Here is a 20,106-nt window from a genome sequence, read left to right on the forward strand (position 1 = left end):
GAACTGAAAAGCTAGTTCTTTTCGTCCTCTTCGTCGACAACTTCGGCATCGATTACGTCATCTTCTGCCCCGGCGCCGGCATCCTCAGCACCGGAGGCACCAGCCTCGGCCTGGCTTTGGGCAGCCTCGGCCTGAGTTTGTGCGTAGAGGGTTTCCCCAATCTTCTGCGACTTGGTGTTGAGTTCTTCCATCGCGGTCTTCACGGCCTCGATGTCTTCACCCTCCAAAGCCTTCTTTACCTTATCGGAGGCTTCACGTACCTCTTTGGCGATTTCCTCGGGCAGCTTCTCAGCGTTATCTTTTAGCAGTTTCTCAATCGAGTAAACCGTCTGTTCCGCCGAGTTACGCAAATCAGCTTCCTCGCGCCGCTTCTTATCCTCTTCCGCGTGCGCTTCGGCCTCTTTCACCATGCGGTCAATCTCTTCCTTGGAAAGTGCCGACCCCCCAGAAATAGTCATTGACTGTTCCTTATTGGTGTTCTGGTCTTTCGCCGAGACGTGCACAATCCCGTTGGTGTCGATATCGAAAGTGACCTCGATCCGGGGAACCCCCATCGGGGCCGGCAAGATTCCGGTGAGTTGGAAAGTTCCCAGCGACTTGTTGTCGCGGGTAAAGGTACGTTCACCTTGGAACACCTGGATTAGCACCGAATCCTGGTTGTCTTCCGCAGTAGAGAAAATCTCCGAATGCTTGGTTGGAATCGCGCTATTACGCTTAATCAGGGTGGTCATCACTCCGCCCTTGGTTTCAATCCCTAGCGACAAAGGAGTTACGTCAATCAGGAGGACGTCACTGCGGTCGCCCTGGATAATCCCGGTTTGCAACGCGGCACCGCTGGCCACCACTTCGTCGGGGTTAACCGACTTATTGGCTTCTTTCCCGCCGGTCAAGGTCTTCACCATCTCAGCTACTGCGGGCATCCGGGTGGAGCCGCCTACTAGCACCACATGGTCAATATCAGAGACATGAATCTTGGCATCCGCGATTACCTGCTCAAAGGGCTTGCGGGTGCGCTCCAACAGATCCTGGGTCATTTCTTCGAAGTGGGCGCGAGTGAGACGCTCATCTAGGTGAACCGGGCCGGACTCGGCCATTGATAGATACTGCAAAGAAATCTGAGTGGAGGTGGCAGAAGACAGTTCCTTCTTAGCCTGCTCAGCAGCATCACGCAGACGCTGAATGGCGATCTTGTCGTTTGACAAATCCACACCGGTATTAGTTTTCACCGTACCGATTAGCCAATCCACAATCCGCTGATCCCAGTCGTCACCACCCAGGCGGTTATCGCCGTTAGTGGCGCGCACCTCGATAGTGGAAAATCCGTCCTCGTCTTTCATTACTTCCAGCAAGGAAACATCGAAAGTACCACCACCAAGGTCGAAGACCAAAATGGATTCATCTTTGTCGCTCTTTTCCAAGCCGTAGGCCAGGGCGGCAGCAGTGGGTTCGTTCACCAGGCGCAATACGTTCAGCCCTGCGATTTTACCGGCATCCTTGGTGGCCTGGCGCTGCGCATCATTGAAGTAGGCCGGGACGGTGATTACCGCGTCCTGTACCGAGTCCCCCAAGTATTCTTCGGCATCTTTCTTCAGCTTGCCCAAAATGAAGGCACTGATCTGCTGCGGGTTGTATTCCTTATCGTCAATTTTTACTTTCCAGGAGCTATCTCCCATATGACGTTTCACGGAGGCAATGGTCCGATCTACGTTAGTTACCGCCTGACGCTTGGCAACTTCGCCCACCAGAACTTCCCCGGCCTTGGAGAATGCCACTACCGAGGGGGTGGTGCGCTGACCTTCCGCATTGGCGACAATCGTGGGCTGCCCCCCTTCTAGAACCGCAATCGCGGAGTTAGTGGTGCCCAAGTCAATACCTACTGCACGTGCCATAATCTTTCCTTCCTAAGAATGTATTTAGTTGGTCTTTTTAGCTCTCGGCTCTGCCGGCTGACACCCGATACTTTCAATCTTGACGACGTCCGCTTAGATTTCATCCACCTTGAGCCTTACACGCTCAAGGTTATCAAATCCTGAGGGACTATCAAGCCGCAACCTGAAAACCTGAGTCTACTTAACTCAACTCTCACCGCATGGCTTTTATTCCCTTATTCCCAAACATTTTTAAAAAAAGAGCTAAAAAAGGCATCAAACTGGGGCTTTATCTTGAGAAAACGCCCTTAGGGCTAAACCACCCCCGGAATAAGGCCTGCTACGGTTAAACCACTTCCCAAATTGCGCTTTCAGCGTATATCTTTTCTAGGTAGGATCCTTCCCAAACACAAAGGAGAAAACATGGCAGTCGAACTGGTTGAAGAGTTCAGCGAGGAACTTGTAGAGGCATTTTCGCGCCTCATCCCCCAGCTTTCGCAGTCTGCTAAGCAATTAAGCCCCCAGCAAATCAAAGATTTCTGCGAACAAGATGGAGTTTATCTGCTAGTTTTCCGCTCCGAAGAGGGAAAAATTTTAGGGATGCTTTCCCTAGCTACCTTCAAAATTCCCACCGGAAAACGGGCTTGGATCGAAGACGTAGTGGTAGATGCCGCTGCCCGCGGCCAGGGAGCGGGACAAAAACTAGTAGAGGCAGCGGTATGCCACGCCAAAAAGGTCGGGGCTAAAACCGTGGATCTCACCTCTCGCCCCTCGCGCGAAGCTGCCAACCGGCTATATCGGCGCTGTGGATTTAAACAGCGCGAAACTAACGTTTACCGTTACGCCGACTAATTACCCCCGCTGCTATCTGCCCCAACACGCCCGCCTGAGGACGCCAGCCGGCTTTCATCTTGGTGCAAGATAAAACACACTGCCGCTATAAAAAGCTATCTTAGCTGGTAGAATCATTTTATTTTTAGTTTCTTGCGGGGAGCTACGCGGGCAAAAGCGTGAGTTAGCTAGCAATGTTACCCAAAGAGGGCGCCGCTCAGGTAACAATAGGGGCAAAAGCAGTCGAGATCTAAGGAATGATTACATGAGCGCCCTGTCCATTCCCAGCGTGGGACTTTCCACCGGTTACCAGATTCCGCAATTCGGTTTTGGAACCTACAAAATTGCCCCGGAAGATTGCGTAGATGCGGTGAAATACGCCTTGGATCTAGGAATTCGCCATATAGATACCGCGCAAATGTACCACAATGAGGCGGAAGTGGGACGCGCTATTGAAGAGTCCGGTATTCCCCGCGACGAAATTTTCTTGACCACCAAGCTCAATAACGACAAGCACCTCCCCGAGGATGCCCGGAAATCTTTCCAGCAGAGCCTGGAAGATCTACGCACCGACTATGTGGATCTATTTTTAATTCACTGGCCACTTCCCACTCTCTACGGGGGAGATTTCGTGCAGACCTGGCGCACTCTCCTAGAGTTCCAGTATGACAAAACAGCACGCACCGTGGGGGTTTCTAACTTCCAGATCAATCACCTGGAGCGGTTGATCGCGGAAACGGGAGTAACCCCGGCAGTCAACCAGGTAGAGATTCATCCCCAATTCCCGAATAACGAGCTGCGCGCTTTCCATGGCCAACACAATATCGTGACCGAAGCTTGGTCTCCCCTGGCACGTGGAAATGTTTTAGGGGAAGAAAAAGTAGTGGCGGCGGCCAAGCGCCTCGGGAAAACCCCTGCCCAGGTAGTACTGCGTTGGGGAATTGAGCGCGGAGATGTCCTCTTCCCCAAGTCGGTTCACCCGGAACGCATTAAAGAGAACCTGGATATTTTTGATTTCCAGCTAGATGCACAGGCTAAAGCGGATTTAGATTCTTTAGATAAGGGCGAGGCCGGGCGCTCCGGTTCTCACCCCGACACTATGGATCGCCTCTAAGCACCCCGGCCATGCCTCGCCCTCGTCACGCGGCAACCCGTCCCCGGCGATCCCTGGGGACGCGAGTGGGGATATTTCTGCTATCACTCCTGGTGGTAGTCATCGTTTCTGCCTTAGCGTTTACCTTCTTTTCGGGTAGCCCGAAAGCGGAGGTACCCGCGAAAAATACCGCGACGCAGGAACACTCACGCTCTAAGTCGCCGACTTCCTCACCGGTAGATTACCCGCACCTAACGGTGGGATTACATGGAGACGCGAACACCATTGTCCGGCGCGGCGATCCCTATATTGAATCCGGAGCCTACTGTATTGATGACCGCTCCGGGATGGTAGAAAAAGTGGAGACAACGGGGAAAGTTGATACTAAAAGGGTTGGGGAATATACCGTTTATTATCGCTGTCTCAGCGACAATGCCCAGGCAAAAGTACATCGAAAGATCTCAGTAGTTGCCCCCGAATCTAGAGATTGGGCTAAAGAGGGGCTTCCGGTGATGATGTATCACAACGTGTATGACCCCCAGAATCCGCCCAGTCAGCTGAATAATAATTTTATCTCCATCCCAAAGCTCGAAGAACAACTGGAGTGGCTTAAAACTAACCAGTTTTACTACCCTAGTTTTTCTGAACTGCGTGCTTGGGCAGACAAGCAGATAGCCCTCCCAGCAAAAAGTGTGATCCTCACCTTTGATGATGGCGATCCCGGGTTCTTGCAACATGGGCGAGCGCTATTAGACAAGTATCAGATCCCGGCCACTTCCTTCCTGATTGGAACTCTTGCTGCCAGCCAGCAGACAATTCGCAATAATCCCAGCCCCTATGTTGACTACCAGTCACACTCTTGGGATATGCATAAACCGGGCGGACATATCGGGCACGGCGGACTGATTAGCGCACTGAATAAGGATCAGATCAAGGCGGATCTCACAAAAGCTATTTACCTGGTAAAAAGCCGAGATGCCTTCGCCTATCCTTTCGGAGATGTTACCGAGGAAGGATTGGCAGCAGTTAAAGAGTTAGACATCAAAGCCGCTTTCACCACCAAATACGGGAAAGTAAAGCCCGGAGCCGATTTCCGCCAATACCCCCGGGTACGAGTCAGCGGCGATCAAAGCCTCCAAAGCTACATCGCCAGTCTCTAAGCAAAAAGTCAGTGAGGTAAAAGCGCGGGCTAGATTCTTCCTCCCACCTGACGAACAGCCATCGCCGTTCCCGGGAATAGCTTGGTGCGGCGGTAAATGCGAGGGCTAGATTTTTCCTCCTGCCCAAGAATTCGGGAAAGACTTCCGTCTTTCCCGAATTCTTATGCCCACCGCGCCTGCTCGGATAAAATCTAGCCCCCGCGCACAGCTGGAATAAATCGGCCCACTATGCAGCGGTTGGTGCGCTAAAAGATGCGAGAGGGCGACTTGAGCCGAGCGAAGCAAAGCTCAACGGAGCCCCGAGCGCTTTTAGCGCACCAACCTCCTAGCCCCCGAGTTAATGCAGGCTAGTTTTCGCGATTAGCGTGGTAGTAGTCGATCAATGCTTTGGTGGAGGGATCTTGCTGCTTCAAGACTTCCTGGTCACCGGCGATTGCCGGAGTGAGGGCCTTGGCGAGCTGTTTGCCCAGTTCCACACCCCACTGGTCGAAGCTGTTAATCCCCCACACGACCCCTTGCACGAAAGTGATGTGTTCATAAAGGGCGATCAACTCCCCCAATACCGAGGGGGTTAGCCGCGGCGCCATGATTGAGGTCGACGGCTTGTTACCAGGGAACACTCGCGCCGGCACGATGGGTTCCGGGGTACCTTCGGCACGCACTTGGTCAGCGGTCTTCCCAAAAGCAAGCGCCTGAGTTTGGGCAAAGAAGTTACCCAAGAATAGCTCGTGCTGATCGCTGTCACCATCTTTGAGCGGCCAGGTGGGATTGGCGAAGGCAATAAAGTCGGCGGGAATCATTTGGGTTCCCTGGTGGATCAGCTGGTAGAAGGCATGCTGACCGTTAGTGCCCGGCTCTCCCCAGAAAATTTCGCCGGTATCATAGGTTACCGCTTTCCCGTCCCAGCGCACGGCTTTACCATTGGATTCCATAGTTAGCTGCTGCAGGTAGGCTGGGAAGCGATGCAGGTATTGAGAATAGGGCAAGACCGCGTGGGTGGGCGCATGCAAGAAGTTACGGTACCACACGTTGATTAGCCCCATCAGCAGCGGGACATTCTCACTGAGGGGAGCCGTCCGAAAATGCTCGTCCATAGCGTGCATACCGGCCAAGAAATCAGAGAATCCTTCTTTACCAATCGCGACCGCCAGGGCGGTTCCGACTGCGGAATCTACCGAATAGCGTCCTCCTACCCAATTCCAAAAACCAAAAGCGTTATCCGGATCAATACCAAATTCGGCTACTGCCTCCAGATTGGTAGACACCGCTACGAAATGTTTAGAGACTGCCTGCCGGGAGTCCTGCTCGCTTAGCTGCGCGGCGCTATCTTTGCCCTCCCAGATTCCGCGAGCAGCCAGCTGGTCTAGCAGCCAGGTGCGAGCCGCCCGGGCGTTGGTGAGAGTTTCCAAAGTGGTGAAAGTTTTGGAGGCCACGATAAATAGAGTGGTTTCCGGATCCAGATCCTTTACTTTTTCACAAAGATCTGTGGGATCAATATTCGATACGAAACGGCACTGCAGCCCCGGTTTCACATAGGGAAGTAACGCTTCGTAGGCCATGGCGGGACCTAAATCTGAGCCTCCGATACCGATATTGACTACCGTGCTAATCGGTTTACCAGTAACCCCCAGCCATTCGCCTGCCCGCACTCTTTCGGCAAAATCGTAAACCTGCGTTAAAACGGCGGACACATCGGCAGAAACATCCTGCCCATCAACCTCGAGTTTATCTTCCCGCGGACGCCGTAGTGCGGTATGGAGTACCGCGCGATCCTCGGTGGTATTGATATGTTCCCCCGTGAACATAGCATCGCGGCGAGCTTCGACTTTGGTTTGCGCCGCCAGGCGAGCCAGTGCCTCCAATACGGGGGTGGTCACCAGGTTCTTTGACAGGTCAACCCGCAAATGGGCGGCAGTGAAACTGAGTTGTTCGGCGCGGTCGGGTTGTTTTTCAAACCAACCGGCGAGATCCGCCTGGAAAGATTCGGCAAGATTGGTTAACTCTTGCCATGCCTGGGTAGTGCTGGGGTCAATCGGGGCGCTCATGCTTTCTCCTGTTCGAAGTGGTTTCGTTTATAGGTCGGTGATTGGCAACGGGCGGACTTCAATGTCCCATTCGTCGCGGGAAACCACCGAAATTATATCAACCAGCGGTAACCACCATTGGTTGAGAGGACGACGCACCTGGGGGTCAACTTTTTGTTGCATTTGCAGCAACGGGAAGGTTTCAATTCCCTGAGCCGATAGCCCCACCGCTAATGGTTCGCTTCTATTCTGGGCGAATTGCTCGCTGAGTTCTTGGATCGCTGCCCGCACTAGGCGAGTGGCTAAGATGCGGTCAAAGGGCGAGGGCTCTCCCCCTTGTTGCAGGTGACCTAGGGCTGAGTGACGCACATCGAACATCCCTTGCGATTCTTGCGCGAACACGGAAGCAATGAACTCTCGGTCATATCTGCCCCCGGCCTCTTCGTTATGCAGAACCAGGCAGAGGCGGCGACCTTCGCGGAAAGAGTCCCGCATCATTTTCACGTCGCTCGCTAGATCCTGCAGGTCATAGGGATTTTCGTCTAGGTAAACCAGCTCGGCTCCCGCCGCGATACCCGACATTAGTGAAAGGTATCCACAGTGACGTCCCATCGCATCGGCTACGAAGCAGCGCCGCGAGGCAGCTGCGGATTCGCGGATACGATCTAGCGCCCAGACCGCATTGTTGAGGGCTGAGTCAGCTCCGATAGAAAGCTCAGATCCCGGCAAATTGTTGTCAATTGATGCCGGAATGCAGATCATGGGAATATTAAACGCCGGGTAGCGGGAGGTTTCTTGACGCATCTGATTAATCGACAAATAGGCGTTGTAACCACCGATTACGATGAGGGCGTCGATGCGTTGTTCTTCTAGAGCTCTTCCGATCGCATAATATTCTTCCACCCGAGGAATCGGACGCAAGGTTCCGAGCTCTGCGCCGCCATCAAAACCCCAGCCTTCAACGTCTTCCCAAGCTAGCTGCTTGACTTTTCCGGACATGAGCCCTTCAAAGGAACCGTAGATTCCTAGCATCTCAAACCCGCGGTCAATACCTTGTCGTACTGCCGCTCTCGCGGCGGTATTCATCCCGGGCGCTAGTCCCCCTACGTGCATAATGGCTACCCGCCGGGCACCTTCCGGTAGTACGTCCTGCTGGGGAGGAGTCGACATTACTTCGTTGAGGGCCAACATCTCGCTGAAGGAACGCCCACGTGCCTGCACGGCTTTTTCGTATTCTTGCGCCTTAGTGAACTTAGCGACTGCGCGCGTATCGTTTACTGCTTTCATCAAGGGCAAGCGAGCGACTCGGTTATTACGGGCACCAATAATCACTGGCTCAGAGCTTTGATCTTGGTGCAGCACTTCATACACTGCCGCATATCCGAGGGCAGTGGGCATCCAGCGATCATAGGCTGAGGGCGTGCCTCCGCGCTGTACGTGCCCCAAAATAGTCAGATGCGGACGCTGCCCGGTTTCTTGCTCGAGGGCGTCGCATACATCATTAGCGGTGATGGGATTACCGTCCTGATCAATAGCACCTTCGGCTACCAACACGATGGATTCACGTCTGCCTGCCTGACGCCCCGCTTCTAGTTTTTTCGCTAGGGTTTTCTGCCATCCGTCTTCCGGAGGCGCTTCCGGGATGAACACATAGTCACACCCGCGGGCAACTGCGCTCATCAGCGGCAGGTATCCACAGTGACGTCCCATTACTTCTACTACGAAGGTGCGGCGATGGGAGGCGGCAGTCGAGGAGAGTTCATCTAGAGCCGCCAGGATCCGCTGTAGGGCAGAGTCGGTGCCGATGGTCATATCAAAGCCAACTAAATCATTGTCGATAGAACCAACTAGGCCAGCTACTCGCAGTTTTTCGTGTCCGGCTACCTGCTCGGGGGTTAGTTCCCCCAATTGCACCAGTTCTTCTAGTAGGCTGGGCCATTCTTCTTGAAACTCGTTAGTACCCGCTAGGGAGCCGTCTCCGCCGATAGAAATTAGCCGATCAATCCCCTTTAAAACCAGGTTCTTAGCAGCTTTACGCAGTCCAGACCGTTCACGAAATTCCTGGCAACGGGCAGTCCCGATTACAGTGCCTCCTTTATTGAGCACACTAGATACATCTGACCACCCCATCGGTTTGATCATGTCTCCGCCGGTAACTGCTCCCTGCCAACCTTCCAGGATCGCATACGGCTGTGCACCCATCTTTATAGCGGTGCGCACTACCGCGCGTACCGCAGCATTCATTCCCTGGGCATCCCCGCCCGAGGTTAAGACTCCTAGCCGTTTTGGTTCCGGTTGCGTGGGCTGACCCATCATTCCTCCTCTGGAAGGCTGGTACCTAGGCGCTTCCCCTGGCAACCAGCGTCATCATTTTGTCAACTTCTTTGGGATCTGGTGCATCGATCTTGTCTCCGGACAAGAATTTCCCGAGCGCCTGGGCATAGATCTGCCCGCTGGCTTCAGGATTGAAATCGATGGAGGTAAGCGGGGGGTTGAATAGTTGCCCTTCGGGGGCATTGCCTACCCCGATAACGGCACAGTCGTTAGGAACCATCCGTCCACACATTCGCAGCGCTTGGACTACTTCCATCGCTAGGAAATCGTTATGGCAGATAAATCCATCAACCCCGGGATTCTTTGAAAACAGTTGTACCAGCTCTCCAGAAAGATTAGGAGAGTTATATTCGGTGGTCAGCATGGTGGGCGTGGGGCAACCCCCGAAAATACATCCTTGTAGCACCCCGGCATAACGCAACTGGTTTAAGTTTTCTAACATCGGGCTAGAAGAACACAGGTACACCAGGTTGCGGTGGCCAGAAGAAACCATTCGCGAGGCCATCGCCCGCCCAGAGGCACCATAGAGGGCGGCAACCACCGGATACATGGGAGAATCGGTGGCAAAGATTGCCGGCTCAACCTGTACCCCTAGGCTTTGCAACTGCTTATTTTGCTCTGCATTAAAGGACACCAGCGGCAATATAGGGCCGATAAGTTTTGCAGTGTCAGCTAGCGCATCAACATCAAGTTGATCACTGTCTAACTGCACCGGGATTAAATCAATCCCAATTTTGGCAGTTTCGAAGGCTACTCGCATAATCGTGCTGAGCACTGGGGAGCTATGGGGCATCGGGGGAACTACTAATAGGAAGCGTTTAGCTTCTGCCTGCGAATTCTTCGCCACTATGCCCCCTTTCTGGCCACGCCAAATCTACTAGGTTACTGAGCGCCTGACTCTCTACTCAATATTAGCCTATTTCAACGATGCGACCAGCGTGAAAAATCGGGGCGGACGCTTCTTCTTTGCGTCCGCCCCGAAGAGATTAGCAGGCTCGGGGATTTCCAGGTGGAAGTCACCCGTTAAAACCCCAAGGTCAACTGGGATTTTGGTTAAGCATCTTGTTTTAGACGCTCGGCCAGATTCTCAATCAACACATTCATAAAGCCATCGGTGTCTAGCCAGGGATGATCCTCGTCAATCAGGCGCGCTAGGTCTTTGGTCATTTGCCCGCCTTCCACGGTGGCAATGATGACTTTTTCCAGTGTGTGCGCGAAGTGAGAAACTTCCGGGGTACCATCTAGGTTGCCGCGATGCGCCAGACCGCGAGTCCAAGCAAAGATAGAGGCAATCGGGTTGGTGGAGGTCTTTTCTCCGCGCTGCCAGCGGCGATAGTGCCGGGTTACCGTACCATGCGCCGCCTCGGCTTCGACAGTGCGCCCATCGGGGGTCATTAGCACCGAGGTCATCAGCCCTAGGGAACCGAAACCTTGCGCTACCGTATCGGACTGAACATCGCCATCATAGTTCTTACAGGCCCAAACATATCCACCTTCCCATTTAAGGGAAGAGGCCACCATATCGTCAATCAAGCGGTGCTCATAGTGGAGGCCGGCTTCCTCGTATTGTGTCTTGAATTCGGTGTCATAGATGTCGGCAAAAATATCTTTGAACTGCCCGTCATAGGCCTTCAAAATAGTGTTCTTGGTGGACAGGTACACCGGGTAACCACGCAACAGGCCGTAGCGGAAGCACGCGCGCGCAAAATCTTTAATGGAATCGTTGAAGTTGTACATTCCCATGGCAACTCCCCCACCTTCGGGATATTCAACCACAGTATGTTCAATAGGCTGGGAACCGTCTTTAGGATGGAAAGTAATAGTCAGACTGCCAGCGCCGGGAATCTTGAAATCAGTAGCCTTGTATTGGTCACCGAAGGCGTGGCGGGCGACCACGATCGGCTTTGTCCACCCGCCCACTAGGCGCGGCACATTGCTCATAATGATGGGTTCGCGGAAAATCACACCGCCCAGGATATTGCGGATAGTGCCATTGGGGGATTTCCACATTTTCTTTAACCCAAACTCTTCCACCCGCGCCTCATCGGGGGTGATGGTTGCACATTTCACCCCAACTCCATGCTCTTTAATCGCGTTAGCGGCATCAATAGTTACCTGATCACCGGTGGCATCCCGATTTTCGACGCTGAGGTCGTAGTAACGAAGATCCACGTCCAGATAGGGAAGGATGAGTTCGTTACGGATTTTTTGCCAAATAATGCGGGTCATTTCATCGCCATCTAGTTCGACGATCGGGCCGGCTACTTTGATCTTTGCCATGAATAACTCCAAAGCTATTAGTTTTAAGTCCTTGGCCTTAACTTTACTCGACATCGAGATAAATTCGCAATGGCTAGCACTGTGGGCTGGCAGGCGATTTCGCGGCTCACAGCCCCAGGTATTCCCAGCCCTGCTACCACCGCGCAGCGATGAACGCTTCGCCCAAAGTAGCTTCTTACCTTAAATTGGTTATATGCGGGTTCAGATTGGCAAAACTCCTGGGGCCAGGCCGGCGCCCCTGATTTGGCTCGAGGCCGGGCTGGGCGGGTCTATGCGCAGCTGGAACCTGACGTTCCCGATTCTTTGTCGCGCCTTTTACTGCGCCCGCTCTACCCGCTCCCCGATTTTGCACCCCGACGAGGACGCGGAGGTAACTTGGCAAAGCCTAGTTGCAGAAATGCAGGCGGGCGGAGAAAAAACTGCACACCACCTGGGAGCCACCTTTGATAATCCCCTGCCTATAGTGCTGGTGGGACACTCCTATGGGGCGATGCTGGTGCGAGTTTGGGCGGCATGGCTATTAAAGTCCCCTGCTCCCTCCCGGGTGCGGCCTGTGGGAATCGTGCAGATAGATCCCTCTTTTGAGGGAAATTGTGAGGGCGCCAGCCCCCTCTATCAGGAAATAGAGCGAAAGCTCCTCGCTTGGCTTTATCGGGGTGCCGCCCGCGAGCAACCTTCCTTTTATATGGCCTGGCAAGACCTGCAAGAGATTGACCTGCTGGATCGCCAGCTTCCCCAACTGGTGATTTCCGCAGCTCACCGCCGCAATAGTAAAACCTGGCAAGGGCTGACCTCGTTTGCCCGGGCGATTGATGCCCGGCTGGTGCGCGCCGACTCCTCCCGCCACCTTTTGCAAGTTTTTGATCCGGTAACCGTCGCCAGTCAGATCATTGAGTTCACTGCGCGCGCCAGCGAGGGGCTAGAACGCCAAGGGAACTAAAACCTATAGATTCACCTCGATCCGGACAAATTGTTCTCACCCACACCTCGAATGAGGCAGCACTCACCATTTGCCCGCAATCGCTGTTAGTTAGGCCTGAGAGCTTGCTTTAAGCAGCTAATTTATATTAAATTAACAGTGTTTTAATGGCCGAAATAATTAATAGGTAGAAACACCAATATTTGCCCTCAAAAATGAATCTTGGTGTCGGAGGTGGGAAGTCCCCCATGAAAGTTTCGTTCAAGCAAACCCTGGCTCTACTGTTGGCACTGGCATTGATACTTCCGGCGGCAGTGATACTTTCCCGGCCGCTAACAGCTGACGCCGCGGAAACCAGCAAATACCAAAATTCCATGGAACTGGAACCAGTGAAGCTTCCTGCTGACACAACGACGGCAAAGTTCGTAGAGAATCCGAAGCAGCCAGCTATTTACACTTTGCGCAGCGACTATCGGGTTGAGAGAGACGGAGACTATGCCATCAACTATCAGCCCTATGTGGCAAGCGTGGGGGAAGCCGCTACCCCAGAAGAACGAGCCAAGGTAAATAAGACTATTAACCTCCCGGATTTCCTGGGTTACAATAAGCCCAAGGATAACGGAGCCCCCTTAAACGATTTTCTTATTACCTATCAGAAAGTTGTTGATGAAGCTAAAACCGTTACCTCGCCCAGTGGCGATGATGTATGCGGAAAGGCCTATCAGAAAACTCGATCCTTTGACTACCCGGCTGCAAAAAATAACGTCAAGATTAAGCATGTTTTTCAAGACATCAATGATTTTGACAAATACGGTCCAAAACCCGGGGAAACAAAAATAACTGAAACTACCCAGGAAGGTAGCGTCGGTTCCGATCTAAAAGTTACGCCTTTAGATAAAGATCAAATAACGGGTTTTATTCCAGAAGCTGATTCTATTACGGTACAAGTTCCCCAAGACACTACGAATTTTTCCGTGGAATACCGTTACAACCGTAACCACTATGACGTCACTTTCGACACTGATGGGGGTACGGAAGTTCCTTCCCGTACTCTGTACTACGGACAGGTCATCCCCACCCTCGAGAAAAAAGATATCCCCACTAAAGTGGGAGCCACCTTCCAAGGTTGGAAGCCTTCGATGGACCTAAAAGATGAATCTGGCAAGACCTTTAAGGCCGGCGAAGTTATTAAAGACAGCAACGGTAAGGCGATTGAAGATTTAAACGCCAAGCTGATTATGCCGGCTGAAAACGTCAAGTTCACTGCGGTGTGGGAAAATAACAAGAAGGCAGATTATGCAGTGCAGTTCTGGACGGAAAAGGCCGACTACCCCGAGGGGGCTTCTCTTTTAGACAAATATGACTTCGTAGGTACCCATGTTTATAGGGGTCAGGCCACCGGTACTCGTCCAGACCTTGCAAAGGAGACGGTAAAAGGGGTGGAGTTTCCGGATCTAGATCAGGCACGGTTAAATAAAATATGGAACAACCAAAAATTTTACCGCGACGCCTTCCTTTACCTTAATAAATTTTATACATACAATAAAGTTTTAACCGATAAAGAAAACGCTGATCCAAATAGCCCAGCTGATCCAAATAGCCCAAACGTAAAGGCGGTTTCTTCCACCGGCAAAACCGTCTATAACATCTATTACGACCGCCAGGTGTATGACCTTTACTTTACGAAGTCAAATGCTAAACCAGATGAAGCTACTTTCTATCCCGAAATTTGGAGACACGGCGAAAAGTTAGGGGAACCAGGAAACCCCTACCACTTTAAGGCCCGGTTTAACCAGTTGATGACAGAGTGGCCAGATGACGCCCAGGAAACCAAGGGTTTCTCCGAGGGTAAGCAAAGTTTTGGGTGGGGACCAAACTTCGCTAATCCACAATGGATTTACCGTGACACCCCTCCCTACCGGCTATCGGCTGAAGATTTCCTAGATATGGCAGCCTACAACCAGAAGGGTGGTTACACTAACGAGATTGATGCCGGAAATGGCGTCACCCTGAAGGTCAACTGGCTTGCTAACCCGAAAACTTTCACTACTCTTTCCTTTGGTATCGAACAAAGGGGTGGCCCCAAAGAAAACACCCAGCCAATGCCTCACCACATGGACTTTTGGATGGATGGGTTTGAGCCCGGAGAGACCATCATTGACTATAATCTTTATCGAACCAAGTCGGATACCGAATCGGAATCCTATGGGCACAAGTATCCACAGGTGCAGGGCTTTACCCCTTACAACCGATCCGAAGTCTCGAAGCAGCTTGACCCGGATGAGCTTGCTGCTACGAACGATGAGCGGAAAGAGACAACTCCCCTTCCTAACGAAACGGTAATAGACCCCTATGGCAACGAAAAAACCAAGGGCGATATGCAGTTTATGCGCACCTTCTTTAACCGTACCGATGAATTCGGCGACCCAGCAGACCCAGACGATCCCGGGTTTGATAAAAATGGCTATATTCGCTTTAAGTACCACCGGAATAAGTACAAGTTGCGGTTCAACAATGATCCCGCAAATCTCAAGGACGACAGTGAGTACAACGACACCAATCAGACAGACGTCTTCTACCAAAAACCCTTAAAGGATTTAAAACTAGATGACCCGCAGACCTTAGTGAAACTAGGTCTGAGCGATCTGGTGGAAAAAGATGACGAGGGAAATGATCGGATTAAGAGACCTAAGGGACTGGCGCCCCAAATGGTATTTAAGGGTTGGGCGCTAGACCCGGCGGGGCAGAAACTGGTTTGGGAAAACAAGGAAACTATGCCCGCGCACAACCTGGTGCTCTACGCCAAGTGGGGGGAGCCGGACTATAAGTGGAAGGTAACCTTCGATCCCAATGGGGGCAAGCTAGATCCCATTGAGGAAAAGAATGTTACCACCGCCCCTAAGACCATTAGGGAAGGCGATATTGCCGACCAAAAAGAAGTCACCTACGCGAAAAAGGGTGAAAACGAAGGGGACAAGCAAGTCTTTACTGTAGTGCAGCGGCAAAAACTGGTACAACCGAAAAAACCAACCCGGAAAGGCCATAGCTTCATGGGTTGGGAGGTACTGCGCTATCAGAAAGATGCCAATACCGGCGAATACACCGACAAAGTGGACACCTCTTATCGGGACACCTATAAAGTTCCGGAACTTTACTCCTACGGTAACGACGTAGTAAGTCCCATTTACCTGAAAGCCATTTGGGTAAAAAATGATATGCAGGATGTAAAGGTTTTCCACCACTTCTTGGATAACAATCTCGCAATTGATAAGACCGTGAAGGATAATCCGGCTATAGAAACTAAAGGAAACCAGCGCGCCGATAAATACGTGGCCGCCATTGGTTCTAAGCAAGATGCCAAATGGATTTTGGCTTCCGATGAAGAAATGCGGAACACCAAAGACGAAGAAACTAAAAAACTCTATGAGGATTATCAAAAGCTGGCTGACGAGCTTGGTAACGGTAACCGGGCAACGAAAGGTAACACCTATTTCCAGACGCTTAGGGTAGAACCGAAACAGATTCTAGAAGACGGGAAGTTAGTTGATAATCCGAAAGCCAAGGACAATGAGTTCCACTTCTTCTATCGACCCTTCCGGACCCGTGATTACAAGGTCAACTATGTGGACCAAAGAGCTAAGGCAGAGCTGGCGAAAGCCACTACCGATGCGGAAAAGAACGCAATTATAAAGAAATACCGCATCCTGGATCAAAAACCAGTCACCAGTGGGGCGCGGCATTACGATGCTTGCAACTACAAGCCGATAAACGGCTGGAGGCTGACTTCAGATCCGCAGCAGCAGCTCTTCTACGATGTAGATGAAGATACCAATGAATTCAAAGGAATCAATGGTACCGGTTCCGATGAGATTACCTTCTACTATCAGGATGTAAGAGTCATCGAGGTGCCGAAAGACGAAAAGACTCCGGACGGATATGTCCGGGTAACCTTTAAGGCCAGTGAGGGCGGCTCCTTCGGCACAGATAAAGATGGAAAACCCATTAAGGAAATTAATTACGATGTACTGAAGGGTCTTAAGTCTGACCTGCTCCCAGTTCCCCAGGAATTGGAGAATGGAAAGCAGCCGGATGAAAACAAGTACTATCTCACTCCGGAAGAGGGCAAGAGCTTTAAAAAGTGGGATGGGGAACCGCTTTTAGCGCCAGGTACCCCAATCACAAAAGGCCATACCTTTACCGCACAGTTCGATTGGTCAGATCTGATGACTAAAGGGGTGGCAACTACCGAGTCCTTTAAGGCTCCCGATGGCACCTGGATCAATAATTTCGTGCCCACTCTGAAGGAGCTGAAAGCAGCTATTCAACTGCAGAGTAAAGACAAAACCAAGATAACGAAGCTGCCTGAGGACGCGACGGTAGAGTTCGTAGATGATCAAGGTAACGTAGTAAAAACCCCGGATGATCTCTACAAGTTGGTAAAAGAAGAACCGGATTCAAAAGAACTTGTACGCAAAGTAATCCTGAAAGCAAAAGTCAAGTTTGCGGGCAGAGAAAAGATTGAAGAAATCGATCTGCCGATAAGGGTTTATAAGAACCGGTACGATGCGTCCCCTACGGGAGCTATGCCGGACTTCTTGAAGCAGGCAACCGGTCCTCATGGCGATTTGGCGAAACTCTTGGAGGGCAAGCCCTATGTCAAGGTGACCGTGAATCCCACCAGCCACCTGAGCCATCTCCACGCTAAGAGCTATTGGGTGAATCCCAAGGCTTTGGTAGAGATTCCCGAGATAGCAGTCAGTGATAAAGATAAGGCCGCATCCGGGTTTAAACAGTGGAGCGCGAATAAGGCTGCCCAAAATGAGGGCCAGGCTAAGCACGGAGTTTATGACTTCGGCAAGCGCCACAAGTTCACCGAGGACACGGTGATTGCTCCGGTCTTTGTTAAGAAAGTTATAGTGCCCGCCAAGCCAATAGTGTCGCCCGGCCCGGTGACTGGGGCTAACGGGTTGCTCTTCCTCTATGCGGCAGCTTTGTTTACCGCAGTTGGCGGCGTGGTGTTAATGCGCAGAAAATGGGCAAAACACTAACCGGCAAAGCTGGCAATAACCCCTGAGGGTAAAACTAACTAAGGGTGGGGACGCGACTTCCGTCGCGTCCCCACCCTTAAAAAATTATTTACTGCTCCCGAGATCTACTGCCCATGGGGCGTAATCCCCCACTAATCGGCGTCATTGAGAATCTCGCCGCTGCCCTCTATTTGGCGAGTACCACGCAGCACCGCAATCTTGCGAGGCTTAGCTTCTTCCGCCACCGGGATAACCAGCTTGAGGACTCCATCGACATATTCCGCCTCTACCTGGTCAAGAGCCACCCCCTTACCTAAGGTAAGTTGGCGAGCAAAAGTACCGAAGGGACGCTCGTGAGTCAGCCACTGGGCGCCCTCAATTTCGGGAGATTTGCGCTCGGCCCGGATAGTGAGGGTGCGATCCTCAATATCGATATCTACGCTAGCCGGATCCACCCCCGGCAGATCAAAGAGGGCGATGAACTTTTCCCCATCGCGATACAAATCCAGGGGCATCGCTGCCCGGGAGGGACCTTGACGCATAGCGTCATCAAAAATTGCTTCCATCTGACGGAAGGGATCATACCTGCGAACCATGATTACTCCTTACCCCCGCAAAGCTGCGGGAAATCTTCTTGCCGAGAGCTTCTCGGCCTCACGCCTCTCATTTTGGCACTCGAAGCATCTTAGTGCTAGTAAATTATTCTGGAGGCGAAAACTTAAGCGCCCTAAGCTCAACTTTAGTTTTTTCTTTTCCCTGCACCCTCCAAACAACAAAGAAAGTTGTTTTAACAGGCAATATTGTTCCTCTTTGGGGATTGCCAGTAATCTCAGACCGAAACGCCGCCTCAAAGACGCCCTAAAAACGCTCGCTACTGAGAAAATGGAAACATGAGCACGCGATACCTACCTTTATTCGTCTACGGCACCTTGAAACTTGGCTCGCGCGGCTTTGGCTCCAGTCTAAAAGCCGCAGTGACCGAGTTCGCCCCGGCCTATCTGCGGGAAGCCTCCCTGTATATCGGAGCGTCCTATCCGATGGCGATTCGTTCTATCGGCGGCACTGGAATCGTGGGACAGGTACTACTGGTTGAACAGCGCCTTTTTGAGGAAACTCTAGAGGAACTCGATGAATATGAAGGCTACCTAGGGGAAGGCGAACCCAACAATATGTACACCCGGCAAATCGTGCGGGTAGAGGTGTTCCCGGACGAGGACAGCACCTGGGAAGGCCCCACCCAAGACGTGCGCGCCTATGCCTATATGGCAAGTGCGGATTCCTTCCGCGAAAACCGCGGGGAGCTGGTGCTCTCCCCCAGCGGCGATTGGGAAAACCATGAGGAAGAGTGGGAGGAGCTATCACCCTCCCTCGAAGACACTGAAGACCCCAACGTTGACGAACGTTTCGCCGACGACGAGGACGAGCTAGACCGCTAAAGCCTACTTCTTTCCTTTAGCGCCCGCCGCCAAGGATTGCTGATACTTCATCATTACCTGCTGCTGGGACTGTTGCCCCGCCAGGAACCAGCGTCCATCGATTTCCTGCCACCCCATTATTTGCAGGGGCGTACCTTTTTTATCCTTAATCAGAATCGCTTTCGTACCCCCGGCATCTGCCGCTTTTTCGGGCGCAAACACCATATCTTTTAGCTTAATAGCCGGATTGTCCGGAACCTGCGCAAACGCCTCCTTCGCGGCAGCGGTACACTTCTCCACACTATCGCTGTTTTCTGCGGATTTTTTACTTAAAGCTGCCACCAGTTCCCCGCGCGCAGTCGGGGAGCTAAGCACACATAAAGTTTCGGCGTCCTTGTCCAGTAGCGCCCCGTAATAGGCCCGCGCGCCCTCCTTGGGGGAGGCGGCACCTTCGGGATTAAAGATCTTTTGTAAAATCCCACTGGCATATAGCCCTACTACCACCAGGGTGATGACGGCTACTACCCCCAAAATCCAGGCGACAACCCGACGCGAACCTGAATGCGTCTTCTTTACCGACTCAGATTTCTTTACCGAAATCTGGGAAACATCAAATGCGTTACCGGCGGGCGTTACCGGAACTTCCTCCCGGTCGACATGCCCGCCAACTTGGTTACCCCAGACCCGCTCGTCGTCATCCTTCTCGTCGTCATCTTCTGGCTGCTCCGGCGAGTCCTCGCGTGCGCCCCCTAAGGGTAAAATCTCCGGGATTTTAAGCTCTGTTTCACTGGTGTCAACGCTATCCGCCGCGTCATTGCCGCCTTCCTCCGGCTGGTCAGGTTGCTCAGCTTCTGGATCCGGCTCCTCGCTCTCAAGGGTGGGAGCGGAAACTTCTTTACTGTGGTCCTCGCGGGTTTGTGGCGAGGGATTTCCCTCCTCTTTCGCTGCCGGTGAAACCTTTTCCAGGTTCGCGGAAGTATTATCGGCATCCTCTAAGCCATGCCCAGCCGTTTCTTCTTTATCTGCTTCATTACTCATAGGGCGATACTACCGGGAACACCCGGTTATATGCTCATTTATTTGGCTTTAGCGGTCGCGAGCTGGGGAAATCTTCGATACCCTGAAAATAGGTCGATTAAAATCAGGATTACAAAA

General features: G+C 52.2%; 13 protein-coding genes. 6 read left to right on the top strand and 7 right to left on the bottom strand.

What is annotated here, in order from left to right; genetic code table 11:
- Nucleotides 1-11: 11 nt before the first annotated feature.
- Nucleotides 12-1,889, bottom strand: coding sequence for a molecular chaperone DnaK (gene dnaK, locus F605_RS0101670; protein WP_022864178.1), 1,878 nt, complete (start codon nucleotides 1,887-1,889; stop codon nucleotides 12-14).
- Nucleotides 1,890-2,291: 402 nt separating this feature from the next.
- Between dnaK and F605_RS0101675 the strand changes: the two genes are divergently transcribed.
- The 3 genes from F605_RS0101675 to F605_RS09270 all read left to right on the top strand — a co-directional run bounded on the left by F605_RS0101675 (nucleotide 2,292) and on the right by F605_RS09270 (nucleotide 4,952).
- Entirely contained in the window at nucleotides 2,292-2,720 is a 429-nt protein-coding gene (locus tag F605_RS0101675) for a GNAT family N-acetyltransferase (RefSeq protein ID WP_022864179.1), read from the top strand.
- A 244-nt stretch (nucleotides 2,721-2,964) separates the two neighbouring features.
- A complete protein-coding gene (locus F605_RS0101680; protein ID WP_022864180.1) occupies nucleotides 2,965-3,813 on the top strand; it encodes an aldo/keto reductase in 849 nt (282 codons plus the stop codon).
- A 65-nt stretch (nucleotides 3,814-3,878) separates the two neighbouring features.
- Nucleotides 3,879-4,952 (top strand): polysaccharide deacetylase family protein, encoded by a 1,074-nt coding sequence (locus F605_RS09270; RefSeq protein WP_022864181.1) that lies wholly within the window; start codon nucleotides 3,879-3,881, stop codon nucleotides 4,950-4,952.
- A gap of 347 nt (nucleotides 4,953-5,299) precedes the next feature.
- Here F605_RS09270 and pgi read toward each other — a convergent pair whose 3' ends face one another.
- From pgi to F605_RS0101705, 4 genes are all read right to left on the bottom strand, one after another.
- Complete coding sequence (pgi, locus tag F605_RS0101690) at nucleotides 5,300-6,997, bottom strand: glucose-6-phosphate isomerase (protein ID WP_022864182.1); 1,698 nt, start codon at nucleotides 6,995-6,997, stop codon at nucleotides 5,300-5,302.
- A 27-nt stretch (nucleotides 6,998-7,024) separates the two neighbouring features.
- Entirely contained in the window at nucleotides 7,025-9,292 is a 2,268-nt protein-coding gene (locus F605_RS0101695) for a 6-phosphofructokinase (protein ID WP_051132074.1), read from the bottom strand.
- A gap of 22 nt (nucleotides 9,293-9,314) precedes the next feature.
- A complete protein-coding gene (locus F605_RS0101700; RefSeq protein ID WP_022864184.1) occupies nucleotides 9,315-10,157 on the bottom strand; it encodes a substrate-binding domain-containing protein in 843 nt (280 codons plus the stop codon).
- 206 nt (nucleotides 10,158-10,363) lie between these two features.
- A complete protein-coding gene (locus tag F605_RS0101705) occupies nucleotides 10,364-11,590 on the bottom strand; it encodes an NADP-dependent isocitrate dehydrogenase (RefSeq protein WP_022864185.1) in 1,227 nt (408 codons plus the stop codon).
- A gap of 193 nt (nucleotides 11,591-11,783) precedes the next feature.
- Between F605_RS0101705 and F605_RS0101710 the strand changes: the two genes are divergently transcribed.
- Both F605_RS0101710 and F605_RS0101715 read left to right on the top strand, forming a co-directional pair.
- A complete protein-coding gene (locus F605_RS0101710; protein WP_022864186.1) occupies nucleotides 11,784-12,530 on the top strand; it encodes an alpha/beta fold hydrolase in 747 nt (248 codons plus the stop codon).
- Nucleotides 12,531-12,757: 227 nt separating this feature from the next.
- A complete protein-coding gene (locus F605_RS0101715) occupies nucleotides 12,758-17,557 on the top strand; it encodes an InlB B-repeat-containing protein (protein ID WP_022864187.1) in 4,800 nt (1,599 codons plus the stop codon).
- A 131-nt stretch (nucleotides 17,558-17,688) separates the two neighbouring features.
- Here F605_RS0101715 and F605_RS0101720 read toward each other — a convergent pair whose 3' ends face one another.
- Nucleotides 17,689-18,132 (bottom strand): Hsp20/alpha crystallin family protein, encoded by a 444-nt coding sequence (locus F605_RS0101720; protein ID WP_022864188.1) that lies wholly within the window; start codon nucleotides 18,130-18,132, stop codon nucleotides 17,689-17,691.
- Between the two features lie 294 nt (nucleotides 18,133-18,426).
- Here F605_RS0101720 and F605_RS0101725 point away from each other — a divergent pair, with 294 nt between their 5' ends.
- Nucleotides 18,427-18,972, top strand: a complete 546-nt coding sequence (locus tag F605_RS0101725; RefSeq protein WP_022864189.1) for a gamma-glutamylcyclotransferase family protein — start codon at nucleotides 18,427-18,429, stop codon at nucleotides 18,970-18,972.
- Between the two features lie 3 nt (nucleotides 18,973-18,975).
- Here the strand turns inward: F605_RS0101725 and F605_RS0101730 are convergent, their stop codons facing one another.
- A complete protein-coding gene (locus F605_RS0101730) occupies nucleotides 18,976-19,989 on the bottom strand; it encodes a hypothetical protein (protein WP_022864190.1) in 1,014 nt (337 codons plus the stop codon).
- Nucleotides 19,990-20,106: the final 117 nt, after the last annotated feature.

This window comes from Varibaculum cambriense DSM 15806, assembly GCF_000420065.1.
Classification (GTDB): Bacteria; Actinomycetota; Actinomycetes; order Actinomycetales; family Actinomycetaceae; genus Varibaculum; species Varibaculum cambriense.